The sequence below is a fragment of the Psychrobacillus sp. NPDC096426 genome (genome assembly GCF_044762745.1).
Classification (GTDB): domain Bacteria; phylum Bacillota; class Bacilli; order Bacillales_A; family Planococcaceae; genus Psychrobacillus.
The window spans coordinates 1-13,724 of sequence record NZ_JBIWEX010000014.1 but is presented as its reverse complement, the minus strand read 5'-3'; the positions used below and the strand labels follow the sequence as shown (position 1 = coordinate 13,724).

Genomic DNA, 13,724 nt, shown 5'->3' with positions numbered 1-13,724 from the left:
AAAAAAGTCGCTTCCATCCGAAGCGATTTTTTTCAGAAAGGAAGAAAGAACATGCGCGTAACTTTATTCTCCACATGCCTAGTCGACCTATTCCAGCCAAACGTTGGCATCGCTACCGTGGAACTACTCGAAAAACTAGGCTGCGAAATTGACTACCCAACCGCTCAAATCTGCTGTGGCCAACCAGCCTACAACAGTGGCTATCTGAACGAAGCAAAACCAGCAATGAAGCATTTGCTCGAAACGTTCCAACACGCTGAATACATCGTCACACCATCTGGCTCTTGCGCCCTCATGCTAAAAGAATATGAACACATTTTCCAAGACGACCCAAAATGGCACATGATCGCCAAACAAGTAGCAGACAAAACGTACGAACTCACACAATTCATCGTCCATGTGCTCGGCGTTACCAAAGTAAACACATCATTACGCGGAAAAGCCGTATTCCACACATCATGCCATATGACCCGACTTTTAAAGGCAAAAGAAGAGCCGAAAATGCTTCTAAACAATGTCAATAACTTGGAAATAAAACCGCTAAAAGGACAAGAACAGTGTTGCGGCTTCGGAGGCACATTCTCCGTTAAAATGGGGGATATCTCAGCAGAAATGGTCAAAGAAAAAGTTAATAACATCATGACTGCAGATGTCGACTACTTAATAGGAGCAGATTGTGGTTGTCTCATGAACATAGAAGGTCGTTTATCACGCGAAAACCAACCAGTCCAAGTGCTCCACATCGCTGAAGTATTAAATCGAGGAATGGAGGAATAACAATGTCTATCAAAATAAAACAAGGACCATTCAAGAAACGTCTAGAATCCGAACTCCAAAATGACTTTATGCGTAAAGCCGTCTCCAGCGCCCAAGACGGTCTTGGGGCACGAAGAAACCTCGCGACGGACCAACTAGGCGAATGGGAAAAATGGAGAGAAGCAGGACAAGAAATTAGAAAACATACAGTAGACAATCTCGCAGACTACTTAGAACAATTCAGCGAGCAAGTAACAAAAAGCGGCGGACACGTCTTCCTCGCGAAAGACGACAAAGAAGCAACGCGATACATCCAACAAGTCGTACAAAAAAAGAACGCCAAAAAAATAGTCAAATCCAAATCGATGGTCACCGAAGAAATCAGCCTAAACCAAGCACTCGAAGCGATAGGTTGTGAGGTCGTCGAAACAGACCTAGGAGAATACATTCTGCAAATCGACGATCACGACCCACCATCACATATCGTCGTACCTGCATTACATAAAAAGAAAGAACAAATCCGAGACGTCTTCGTCGAAAAACTTGGTTACACAAAATCCGCCGATCCAGACGAACTTGCAAAACACGTACGCTACACATTAAGAGAAAAATTCCTAGAAGCTGAAGTAGGTATTACTGGCTGTAACTTCGGTGTAGCTGAAAGTGGTACCATCTGTCTCGTAACAAATGAAGGAAATGCTCGATTAGTCACAACCATTCCGAAAACACAGATTACCGTCATGGGAATGGAGCGACTCGTACCAACATTCGAAGACTTAGACATTATGGTCAGCCTCCTCACTAGAGCATCCGTCGGGCAACGCCTTACCAGCTATATCACATTATTAACAGGACCCAAAAAGCAACAAGAAATAGATGGTCCAGAAGAATTGCACGTAGTGATCGTAGACAATGGACGTTCAAAAATACTCGGAACAGACTTTCAAGAAATTCTACAATGCATTCGCTGTGGTGCTTGTTTAAACGTCTGCCCGGTTTACCGTCATATCGGAGGACACTCTTACGGCTCCATTTACCCAGGACCAGTAGGAGCAGTACTCACGCCTCTTCTCGACGGATATGCAGATCATAAAGACTTACCGTATGCATCGACCCTTTGCGGAGCATGCACAGACGTCTGCCCAGTGAAAATACCATTACACAATCTACTATTAAAGCATCGTCAACAAATAGTGGAAACAGAAGGAAAAGCACCTATCAGCGAACGCCTTATGATGAAAGCATTTGGTTTCGGCGCATCTACCAACGCCGTATACACAAATGGTTCCAAAATGGCAGCCGTAAGTCTCAAAATGCTATTAAAAAACAAACAAACTATCTCGAATGGTCCAGGACTATTAAAAGAATGGACAAATAGCCGAGACTTCCCAACACCCAAACAAAGTCGTTTCCGTGATTGGATGAAAGAAAGGGAGGATAGCCAATGAACAAACTAGCAAGAAAACAAATCGAACGTCCCGTATCGAACGTCTATTGCGCAATCGAAACAGGCTCTCTCAAACAAGTATTCATCGAATCGGCTAAGCTAATCCAAGCAGAAATCATTGAAACAACACCATCAAATCTTATAAAAGCACTAAACAATATAATAGAAGGAACCCCAGCAAATGAAATACTATCATCCATACACGGAGCAACTGGTCCACTAGAAACTTGGCTCGACGAAAACACAACCAAATGGGACACAACTCTTGGCGATAAAAATATCACCAACGCCGAACAAGCAAAATTTGGCATCACATACTGCGATCAAGCGTTAGCGGAATCAGGCACAGTAGTGCTACTAAACGAAAACAACACAGGGAGATCTGTCAGTCTGCTGCCGGAAATCCATATCGTACTCATTCCAGTAGAAGTAATCGTCCCACGCCTAAAGGAAAGCATGAGAGACCTGCACGGACGAGTAAAACAAGGGAAGCTAGTCCCATCCTGCGTTAACTATATAACAGGTCCAAGCAACTCCGCTGACATCGAAAGCTATCTAGTAGTCGGCGTACATGGGCCTTTGCGCACAATATATGTCATTCTTGACGAAGAAACATGACATTACAAGTTGTTTACGTTAGTCATCAAAGCTTAATACTACTAAAGATTTTGAAAAAAACAACGATAAGTCAATATAACTAGTGACTATAACTTTTATACCCTATTAAAAAGGAAATAAAAAGGAGGCTTTAAAATGCTAGGATCCATCGAAGCTGGGGGCACAAAGATGAACTGCGCTATCGGGGACAAAAACGGCAATATCATAAAACAAGCACAGTTTCCAACAACTACACCAGCTGAAAACATGCAGCAACTCACCGAATTTTTCGTAGAAAACCCAGTAACAGCAATCGGAATCGGTGTTTTCGGACCAGTAAACATCGACCGAGAGCACAAACTATACGGGACCATACTAGACACCCCAAAACTAGCGTGGCGTTTCTTTCCGTTCCTTAAAACGCTAAAAGATAACCTGAACATCCCGATCGAACTGCAAAGCGATGTAAACGTAGCGGCGCTAGGAGAAGCTGTACATGGAGCAGGAACTAAAGATAAAACCGTCCTATACATCACAATAGGGACAGGAATCGGCGGTGGAGTAGTCGTAAACAAACGATTCTTGCCCACCACCCAACACCCTGAGATGGGCCATGTCTGGATTAAGCGAACAAAGGAAGACACAACGCCGAGCAATTGCCCATTCCACACAGACTGCTTCGAAGGACTAGCATCCGGTCCAGCAATCGAAAAAAGATGGAAAACAAACGCAAAAAATCTCCCAGCAAACCATTCTGCATGGGAGACAGAAGCAAACTATATCGCACAAGGAGTCTACCAAATGATACTCACCCACGCACCCGACCGCATCATCATCGGTGGAGGTGTTATGAAACAACCTCAACTCCTTCCGAAAATAAAACAAAATATGAAAGAACAACTAAACTGCTACACCTACTATCCAGCACTTGCTAACCTAGAAGAAACAATAGTCTTACCGGCACTAGGGGATAATGCAGGGTTAATCGGTGGGCTTGTGTATGCGGGACAAATATAAAAAAACGCCTTCTGCATAAGCAAAAGGCGATAAAATAAGAAAAGAAGCATCCGATGTTCAGATGCTTCTTTTCTTGAGCGATAAAACGAAGGAAGTAGAAGGCTGCACACTAATGAATGTACAAACAAGTTTACGGCGTTACACATCTATAAGTAACCTTCTATACTGTACATCATAACACAAAAAATAAAAAATGCACGCATTTACACAAAGAAATTTAAAATAAATTAATTTAATAATAAAAATCTACTATAATATTAAATGAATTAGTAGTAAGAAAAATCTATTTAATCAGATAAATAAAAATGTCAAAACGTTCAATTTAAAAAATAGTAATAATTATTCAGAAAAAAAGGTGGCATGATTGGTAATATTGCTGTAATATGGAACATGTAATCATGTCCTTGGTGCTTTCAAAACAATATCCTCAAAAATCAACTGGTAATATTTTAGGATTTTAGTTGATTTTAGCATAAGAGTTTTGTATACTCATATATTAGTTAGGGTGTTGATATTGGACGCAATCAAGCGACCGGTGTTACAAACTACAAAAAAATTGCAACACACAAGCGAAGGGAGATCACAAGTTTATGAAGAAAAAAGCTATCAAAATTGCAGCTTCAACTGCAGTAGCAGCTTCAGCATTCGTTGCAGCAGCACCAGCAAACCAAGCTGACGCAGCAACAAATGTAAACCAATTAGCAACAGACGCACAAAATGCAGGTACAGTATTAAAATGGGCTATCTCAGTAGAAGGTTCTGCTGATTACAAAACTCGTCCATACGATCAGTATAATGCAGCTAAAAAAGCTGTAGCAGCAGCAGAAGCAGCTGCAGCAAAATTATCTTCAACAGAAAAATTAAGCATTCAAGCGAAACTTGTTGAACCAAAAATTCAAATCACTCGCGCTCAAGCTTACATCGATGCAATCACTTCAAGTGAAAAAATCATCGGGTTAACTAACAATCTTGATGCAGCTATCAAATCTGGTGATCTTGGTAAAGTAGAAACTGCTTACCATACAGCTACTGCTGAATACCGCAAACAAGCAAAATTATTAGACCGCGTTTATGGTCAATCTACTCGTGACGGTATCCGTAACGCTGTTAAACCAACATTAGAAAAATTAATCGCAGACGTTCAATATGACGTTACTGTTAAAACTCACTTAGACAAAGCTTCTGCTTTGATCAAAAACAACAAGTTAGAAGAAGCAGCTGCTGAATTAGCAAAAGCTGATTACAACTTAACTCTTAAAGATGCGAAATTCACTTTCAAATCTACTTTAGAGAAAAACTATACTGACGTAGCAGCAGCATTACCACTACAAGTTCTTTCTGTAGACCGCGTAAATGACAACACAGTAACAGTTAAATTCTCTAAACAAGTTGACGCTGTATTACCAGCTGGACAATTTGTATTTGATAATAGTTTAACAGTTAATGCAGCTGTTGTTTCAGAAGACCGCAAAACTGTAACTTTGACTACTTCAACTCAAAAAGTTGGTACAACTTACACATTATCTTACCAAGGAAAAGCTACTGGTAAATCATTCACTACTCCAGGTGCAGTGACAGACAATACTTTCTTTGTAGATCAAGCTGACGTAGAACGTATTGAAGTTGGTCAAACTCGCGTTTATAAAGTAACAGTAAAAAATGCTGATTTAACAAACTATAACGGTCAAGTTAAAATCAACACAAATGCTGGAGCTACTGCAGATTTAGTAAGTGTTAATGGTGTTGCAACTTCAGGTGATACAGCAACTGTAACTGTTCCTTATGACGGAATTTTAACTATCGTTATTAAAGGAGACGCAGGAAGTGCTGATGGATTTGTTCCTACAGTAGAACGTGTTGATAACGAAAAAGTTTTAAAACTTGGACGTACATTTGTATATCAACCTGCAGCAGACAACGCAACCCTTTCTGCAACAGAATTTACTGGATTCCATGATAAAACTAACAATTATTTCACAGTTGGAGCAACAAAATATAAATATGATGCAAACGATGTTTTCCACATTTTAGGGAATGTTGTTACTTTAGATCAATTCAAAGCAGCATTATCATATAAAGATACTTTCACAGTAACTTCTTACAAAGCAGCTGCTTCTGGAAGCTCTGTTTTCAACATCACATCAGACGTTACATTTGCTGGTGTAGAGTTCACAAATCCAGAAGTAAAAGTAACTTATGATGGATATGGAATGAACTATAAATTTGAAGGTGAAGGTAACAATGGTTATACAGTATATCTATATAACAATGTTACTGGTGGATTAGTTGGAACATCTACTGTTTCTTCAGGTAAATGGTCAGTACAAGCGGCTAACCTAGGAACACCAGGTCAAAACCCAACATTCACGGCAGTACAAGTAGCACCAGGCCAAAGTGTTGATGCTGCTAAGACTATTTCTGAAAACGTTGCAGTTTCTGCAGAAGTTCTTGTAGGACCATATGAAGTAAACTCTGTATCAACTGCAGGATCAATTGCTGATGGAGTTATCGGTTTTGGTGATGTTCTTAACTTCACTTTCTCTTACTTCAGCAACGATTCATTAAATGATTTAAAAGTTTCTTCAAGTGCAACTATTACACTTAAAGACTCTTTATCTAAAAAAGCTACTTATAAAGTGGTAAAAGTAGACCGCGATACACTTAAAATTGTTGACGTTGTTTCTTCTGAAGCTGGTTATGATAACAAAGAAACTACTTCACACAGAATCGACAGCGTATCTGGAGTTACAAACCAAGATAACCTTGTATTAAAAGTTAAAGAAGGTATTGGTTTTAACCAAGGAGTAGTAAATCCACCACTAACTCAAGAACAAATTAAAGTAATAGCTGCTGATACAGCTGTAACTAAAGCAGAAGGTAGCAAAACACAAGCTGATAAAGATGCAGCACAATCTGCAGTTAATGCTTTAGCTGCTGGTGCAACTAAAGATGCATTACAAGCTCGTGTTAATGCTATTCAAGTGGGAGCTGTTAAAGTGACTTTAGGTGATGTTACTTCTACTATTACAAATAACGGTTTAGGAAATAAAGTTGTTGGATTTAACACTGCTGATTTAGCAGATGCTAACAAAGGAACTTCTTACTCATTAGTTTTAGATGGTAATACTTACAACTTTGTTGTAAATCCATTTACTGCTGGACGTTATACTGTAAGTGTTCCAAGCACTTATACTGATGCACAAATTAATGCTGCAGAATTTAAAGTAGTAAAATAATAAATAATCAAAAGGGGCGGCTTTATCTGCCGTCCCTTTTAATAAAAAAACCATGAGGTGAACTTCAATGAAAAAACCACTTAAAGTAATGAGCGGTACAGCTTTAGCTGCAGTACTAGTTGCAAGTGCAGTTGTACCAACAGTTTCTGCCGCACCTGCTTCTTCTCTTTCCGAAGTAATTTTTACAAAAGACGGTGTTAACTATAAAGTTAGTTATTCTACATATAACGCACTAGTAGATGCTAATAAAGCAGCAGGACTTAGCGTACAATATGTAACTGCTCCTAATGGAGAAACTTATTCAGTTAGTGAATATAACCTAGCATTAGATGCATATAAAAATGATATTTCTCTAACATTAGATGCTTTAGATTCAGCTGGTACTCCAGTGAACGTTACTACTGTAGAAGCAAAATTTGATGAAAAAGGTGACCTAGTTACTGAAGCACCGGCTACTGATCTTGAAGTAGTTGAGGTAAGTGCGATTAACGCTACTGTTTATAAAGCAGTTGCCGAACAAAAATTAGCGGTACAAATTAATGGCAAACAATCAGTAACTGTAGCAGAGTTAGAAGAAGCTGGGTATACAGTATCATTCTCTGCTAACAAAGCTGTTTTTGTTGGTGGTTCTACTACCTCTACAACAGGTGAATTACTAGCTGACTTTGGAACAATTACTGATTTTAACTACACAGTAACTGTAGAAAAAGGTGAAGAGTCTTTTACTTCTAAAACAACTGGTAAAGTAACAGTTGTGGATGCTACAGCTACAAAAACGATTACTGAATTAGAATTACAAGATTCAGCTGAAAAAGCTTTAACTAGTACAACTGTTACTTTAGATGATACTACATTAAAAGTAGTGCCAACTAAAGGTACAAATGTTAAAGGAGAAGAAATTACAGAATTTACAGGTGTAACTTACAAATCATCAAATAATGCAGTAGCATTAGTTAGTGCAGATGGAAAAATTACTCCTGTTTCTGCTGGTACAGCAACAATTACTGTAACTTCAGGAGAAGGTTCTAAAACTATCACTTTAACAGTAGCTGAAGCTACTCGTGTAATTACAACAGTAAAAGCAGATGTAACAGCTGTAGGTATCGTTGAATCTGGTTCTCAAGATGTAGTTATCAAAGCATTTGACCAATTTGGCGATGCAATTTCTACTGGTAGTTTAACAGTAACTTCTGCTAAAGAAACAATTGCTACTGCAAATCCTGATGGTTCTAAAGTAACAATCGCTGGTGTAGCAAAAGGTTCTACTACAGTAACAGTTAAAGCTGGAACAAAAACAATTTCAATTCCAGTTACTGTTGGTGAAAATAAAGTAGATACTTACAAATTAGAATTAGTAAAAGTAGCTGACCAATCAGAAGATAATGTGATTGATGTGGCTAATGCTAAAGATAATGCTGTAACTGTAGCATATAACGGTTACAATACTGCTAATCAATTAGTAGGGGCTGCAGCTTTAGAAGAATATATTGCTGAAAATCCTGCAGCAACATTATCTTATGAAGTAGTAGAAAAAGATATAAATGGTAATACAGCTAATATTGTAGAAGTTGCTGCTGGCGAAAATGGTAAAATTACTTTAACAGCTACAGCTACTGGTACAGCAACTGTAAATGTATATGATGGCGCTCTTAAAGTAGCTTCATATAAAGTAACAGTTAATAACTCTACTCCAACAGTTACTAAAGCAACTCTAATTAAAGATGCAAAAGTAACATCTACAGATGCAACTGCAGTATTAAAAGCAAGTGGTTTAACATTCACATCTACTCCAGCGACTGCAGTAGTATTTGATGTTGCTGAAGGTGGTAAATCAGCAACTATTAAAGATAGCGCAGAATCAGCTGCTACATTAGGTACTTTAGAAATCTTAGATAACTTAGATTCTACTAAAGGTTCAGCTGTAGTATCTGTAGCAGAAGGTGTTCATGGGGAATTACTTGTAACTGTATCACGTGCAGAAGGTTCAACTGCAGCGGTAACAGGTACAGTTACTGTACGTGTGAAGGATACTGCAGGTAAAATTGTATCCGTAGGTACAATTGACGTCGATATCGCAAAAGTTGCTCCTGCTGAAGCTCCTGGAGAAGAAGGAACTCCTGCTCCTGAAGAAGAAGGAACTCCTGCTCCTGAAGAAGTCGAAGGCGTTTAATTAAACGAAACGTTACTTCATAAACTAGTAATCTAGTGAAAGAAGTGGACAAGACACCTTATGTGATTACATTCAGAATTAATTTTTTCATCGCTAATTACATAGGATGTTGAATGAGGAATAGTCCTTTAATCGAGCAATCGGTTAAGGGGCTTTTCTTTTTGTGTCTTTCTCTTGCTATCTAATATATGTAGCTTCATTGTAATCTCGGTCAACTATATTCGTGCGTTGACTACTTAATATCTCTTACTTGTTATTCTACAATATCCTTTGTAGTTTGTAACCTAAAAAATAGTGGTTATATAGGTTCAATTTACCAAGTCTAAATTGTTTGTATAATAATTTTCAGTTTAAATAGGTACATAGTAACTGTTTATATATTTGCAAAATCTTAACATGGGACTAATTAATTGCTGCATGAGAACATAGAATTATTTTTTTGAAGGTAAATCTGACTTTATACCGGAAACGATTTGGACATAATTACAATTATTTTTGAATGAAGTCAAATAATATGCTACATTAATTAAGTTGTTAGCCGAGGAATCTTTTTGTCTCTACCGCTTAATTATTCTTTGTAACTTAGCCTCTTCTTCTAGATGTTTCTTTTTGAAGAGCATCTATACACGCTTAGACCAAATGTAAAAAAGTAAAGGGAATGAAATGGGATGTTATATTGTATTAGATATCAAATGTTCTTGTATTTATTTTATTCATCACATTATACAAATATTCTGTTTTTAATCACGTTTCAAATATATATTATAATCCCGAATACAAACATAAAGTCTCTACTTCCAACTTTGGAGGTAGAGCTATTTTATTTGGAGGGATTTACTATGGAGAAGTATCAAGTGAATGAATTGGAACAGATTGAATTACTAACAGTGAAGGGAGGAGAGAAACGAATACCTGCTAAACGGGTGGATATTGTCTCTCTTCGCATGGTGAAGGAATCAAGTCTACTATATAAGGATAGGAGTATACGAAGTCCAGAAGATGCTTATAACCTGTTCAAGCAGTTTCTAGGAGAGTTGGACCGTGAATATTTTGTATTGATGTGTTTAGATGTGAAGAATCAGCCTACAGTGATTAATGTGTGCCACATTGGTAGTTTGAATGCAAGTATCGTACATCCGAGAGAAATCATGAAAACTGCGGTGCTTTCAAATGCAGCTTCCATTTTAGTAATGCATAATCATCCATCTGGACGACCAAAACCAAGTAAAGAAGATATTGATGTCACGAAACGATTAGTAGAAGCTAGTAGAATTATTGGGATTGAGTTAATCGACCATCTTGTCATCGGAGAAAACAGTTTTGTATCGCTGAAAGAGAAAGGCTACTTATAATGGAAAATCGGCTATCAAGAGAAATGGAGTGGTTTGTGGGTACATTACTAAATGAATTTGGTGTAGAAGTTGAAGTAAGCGATATTGGTATAGAAGCTACAGAGTTAGGAATGGATGAAGTAGAAGATTTCTTTGTTCCGATGGAACTATTTGGTGAGCTTCCAGAAACACTTGTTTACGAGATTATGATTGTCGATGATGAGAAGAACAATGTATGGGTTGGTGCAATTTCTTTTTATCCAGATAGTCCAGAGTGGTGTTTACAGGTTGTGACGAAAAATGGTGAGTTAGTTTTTCGAAATGTGCTACCCCTCCCCCACTAAATCTCACAACAAAACTAGGGTACTCTATATTGGCAACTCACGACAGTTCTAAGAAAAACTCATGTCAAAAGTGAGGACCAATGATATTGAAAATGGTAAGTGCATGCGGTACATAGCATGTGCTCATTTTGTGTGCCTAAAAACTTATGCCATTATTATATAACTGGCGAGAATGGTGCAATATGAAGCTAATTTGAAAGTAGGTGATGTTTATTAGTAATTGAAGTATAAAAACATTTGCATTGGGTAATAAATGTAATATTATGGAGAGGAGTGAAGTTATGTTATTTCCTAATATACCAACTAAAACACTAGGTGGAAATTTTGTTTGGAATACTATTAAAACGACAAATGGATGGAAAATCCAACAAAATATGTTTACTCAGCACTATAGAATTTTAGACCCTAATAATACAAGACATGGTTGGTGTTCTGAGTTAGATGAAATTGAAGAATTATTTGAAACCTATACAGGAGAAAGATTTAGATAAATAGTTAAGGAATTAATCTTCCGAGTAGTGGTATAAAAGCCGCTACTCTTTTTTTATTTTAGGAGGAAATCAAGATGACAGAAAATATTCTAGCATCATTTCAGCAATGGCTCTTAGAAGAGGGACGGGCAACGAAAACTATTGAGTCGTATGTAAGCGATGTAAAGGGATTCCAGGAGTTTTTGAACGAGAAGGCGACAAACGAACAACAGCCGCTTTCTCGCTTTTCGTTTGTTCGATACCAGCAACATTTACTAGATAATCAATTTGCTATCTCGACCATCAATAAGAAAGTAAATAGCCTAAAGGTTTACAACGATTTCCTGCAAAGGAATGTTTTGGTAAGTGAGGACTTCATTCAACTCAAAAGGGATAAGGTACAAATTGCAGCTGGAAGTGAACACGTTGTTACGGCAATGTCTGAAAAGGAAGTGGAAAAGCTGCTCTTTTACTTAGAGGATGATACAAAAGTGAGCCATCGGAATAAGGTTATTGCCTATCTGCTCTTATATACAGCTGTTAGGGTGTCCGAGTTAGTGAATATCAAGCTAGGTGATATTGATTCATTAACAGCTACACTAAAGGTTCGTGGAAAGGGCGGGAAATCAGCTTGCGGCAAGATGGTCTAAAACTGATAAAGCAATACCAGTCAGAAGAAAGAAATCTCGCTTTTGTGAAAGTGACTATCTATTGGTCAGCCAACGAGCGAATAAAATGCATCGAGATGCGGTTAGGAACTGGCTTGCCAATATTTCAGAAGAGCTGGGGATGAAACTGCATCCACATCTGTTCCGACATTTGCAACTAGACTCCTCCGAAAAGGAGTAGACCTAACTACTGTAAGCAAGCTAACAGGTTATTCCACAGTAAACATGACTGCTAAATTCTATATCCAAACGACAAGAGAGGAAAAACAAGTGGCTGTTGAAAAATTGTAAAGGGGAGTCATAACTGTTGAAAACCATTCACACTATCGCTGATATAGAGGAATTAATAGAAATGGGGAGTATTCCTCTCGAATACGTTTCTGCCATCGAATCAGAACTTTCCGTTTGGTTTGAGGCAGAAGGAACTGGCGAATCGCTAATGGCTTTTGGATTGTCGGACCATGCCTGTATATCACCTGGAAGACCAAAGCGATATTGCCAGATACTTAACCAACGAGCGGTTATCCAACTAGGCTGCTTGTTGAGAGGTACTTGAAACAAAGAGCGGTGATAGAGATGTTATTATATACAACGGGCGTCTGAGGGGGAATTGGCCAGCATAAAATTAGCAGATATTCACTGGGAGGAGCGGATGATTCGCATTCCAAAGGGGAAGGGGAAGAAAGACCGAATCGTTTTGTCCACGAGAGAATGTTCCGAGCATGTCCGTGCAATCTTACTAGAAAGGACGGTTGAGCTTCCCATTCTATTTTTGAATTTGAAGGGACGAAGCGATTAGTCGTGAATCTATGGTTCATTGGTTTGCGGCTTACAGAAAAGAATTGGACTTCTATCTGAGCCCCCATACATTACGCAATACGTTTGCTGCCCACTTAGCCATGAAAGGAATTCCCTTTGTATTTTTGAAAGTATTGTTAGGCCGCCATCATGTAAGTCAAACCGATCTGTATGCAGGGTTGCACCATTAGGCACAAAAAGACAAGTATGATGAGTGGATCTGATGGGGCAGGCGGAGTGGGCACGCATTTCATATGTTGAAAAATAAGATTTCCTTTCCTAGGAAATCATCTCTTAACCGGCTGTTTATACATCTGTTGTGCAGTATGCGTTTGACTTGCTGCACTTGACCTGCCAATTCTCCACATAACTTTTTGGTTTACTTCATGTCGAATAATTATGATTTCTACCACTTATAACATCTCCTGATGCTCTCATTGGAAAATTACGACAAAAAACATTTCACAAATTCGTCACTATATCTATAATTTTACAAAAAACACACATTATTTATTGTATTTGTAGTATTCTTATATTTGTGTTTTTTGATTACTTATGCCATTTTTTTAATGGTAATTAGTCAATAGGTAACGGTTATATGGTAAGCAAAAAATAAAGATTATTATATTACTTTAAATTTCTATTGATCAGAGGGTGAATTGAATTGACATACTCCATCTATAGCGGGATTAGTGAAGGAAAAAGAAGTGCTTAATTTTGAATTACCTCAAATTAAAGAAGAATATCAGAGATTTTTGGTTTGGGGTTTACCCAAAATATAAGAAATATCGTAAATGAACTGACCTAGCGATATGAGACACATATAAAACACCTATTTAGGCTGCCGCAATTCCAAATTCTTTTGGTGTTAGGTAGCCTAATTTTTCTTG

At 38.0% G+C, this 13,724-nt stretch carries 13 protein-coding genes; 12 read left to right on the top strand and 1 reads right to left on the bottom strand.

The window, feature by feature from the left end; all coding sequences use genetic code 11:
- Nucleotides 1-51 precede the first annotated feature (51 nt).
- The 12 genes from ACIQYS_RS12780 (at nt 52) to ACIQYS_RS12725 (ending at nt 13,025) form a co-directional block, all read left to right on the top strand.
- Nucleotides 52-777, top strand: coding sequence for a (Fe-S)-binding protein (locus ACIQYS_RS12780; protein ID WP_402980245.1), 726 nt, complete (start codon nt 52-54; stop codon nt 775-777).
- Between the two features lie 2 nt (nt 778-779).
- On the top strand, nt 780-2,204 hold the full coding sequence (locus ACIQYS_RS12775) for a LutB/LldF family L-lactate oxidation iron-sulfur protein (protein ID WP_402980242.1): 1,425 nt from the start codon (nt 780-782) through the stop codon (nt 2,202-2,204).
- The gene (locus tag ACIQYS_RS12770) at nt 2,201-2,821 is read left to right on the top strand and encodes a LutC/YkgG family protein (protein ID WP_402980239.1); all 621 of its coding nucleotides are present in this window, start codon (nt 2,201-2,203) and stop codon (nt 2,819-2,821) included. The genes ACIQYS_RS12775 and ACIQYS_RS12770 overlap by 4 nt, the downstream gene beginning before the upstream one ends.
- 135 nt (nt 2,822-2,956) lie before the next feature.
- Nucleotides 2,957-3,817, top strand: a complete 861-nt coding sequence (locus ACIQYS_RS12765) for an ROK family protein (protein ID WP_402980236.1) — start codon at nt 2,957-2,959, stop codon at nt 3,815-3,817.
- A 590-nt stretch (nt 3,818-4,407) separates the two neighbouring features.
- On the top strand, nt 4,408-7,053 hold the full coding sequence (locus ACIQYS_RS12760) for a hypothetical protein (RefSeq protein WP_402980227.1): 2,646 nt from the start codon (nt 4,408-4,410) through the stop codon (nt 7,051-7,053).
- 67 nt (nt 7,054-7,120) lie between these two features.
- Nucleotides 7,121-9,223, top strand: a complete 2,103-nt coding sequence (locus ACIQYS_RS12755) for an Ig-like domain-containing protein (RefSeq protein ID WP_402980224.1) — start codon at nt 7,121-7,123, stop codon at nt 9,221-9,223.
- An 839-nt stretch (nt 9,224-10,062) separates the two neighbouring features.
- Nucleotides 10,063-10,575: a JAB domain-containing protein gene (locus ACIQYS_RS12750; RefSeq protein WP_402980221.1), complete on the top strand. Its 513-nt coding sequence runs from the start codon at nt 10,063-10,065 to the stop codon at nt 10,573-10,575.
- Nucleotides 10,575-10,898: a hypothetical protein gene (locus ACIQYS_RS12745; RefSeq protein ID WP_402980218.1), complete on the top strand. Its 324-nt coding sequence runs from the start codon at nt 10,575-10,577 to the stop codon at nt 10,896-10,898. Before ACIQYS_RS12750 ends, ACIQYS_RS12745 begins: the two co-directional genes overlap by 1 nt.
- Nucleotides 10,899-11,179: 281 nt before the next feature.
- Complete coding sequence (locus tag ACIQYS_RS12740; RefSeq protein ID WP_402980215.1) at nt 11,180-11,389, top strand: hypothetical protein; 210 nt, start codon at nt 11,180-11,182, stop codon at nt 11,387-11,389.
- A gap of 74 nt (nt 11,390-11,463) precedes the next feature.
- Nucleotides 11,464-12,018, top strand: coding sequence for a tyrosine-type recombinase/integrase (locus ACIQYS_RS12735; protein WP_402980212.1), 555 nt, complete (start codon nt 11,464-11,466; stop codon nt 12,016-12,018).
- Between the two features lie 325 nt (nt 12,019-12,343).
- Nucleotides 12,344-12,592, top strand: coding sequence for a hypothetical protein (locus ACIQYS_RS12730; RefSeq protein ID WP_402980209.1), 249 nt, complete (start codon nt 12,344-12,346; stop codon nt 12,590-12,592).
- Between the two features lie 238 nt (nt 12,593-12,830).
- On the top strand, nt 12,831-13,025 hold the full coding sequence (locus ACIQYS_RS12725; RefSeq protein ID WP_402980611.1) for a tyrosine-type recombinase/integrase: 195 nt from the start codon (nt 12,831-12,833) through the stop codon (nt 13,023-13,025).
- Nucleotides 13,026-13,121: 96 nt separating this feature from the next.
- Here ACIQYS_RS12725 and ACIQYS_RS12720 read toward each other — a convergent pair whose 3' ends face one another.
- Nucleotides 13,122-13,247: a hypothetical protein gene (locus ACIQYS_RS12720; RefSeq protein ID WP_402980206.1), complete on the bottom strand. Its 126-nt coding sequence runs from the start codon at nt 13,245-13,247 to the stop codon at nt 13,122-13,124.
- Between the last annotated feature and the right edge of the window lie 477 nt (nt 13,248-13,724).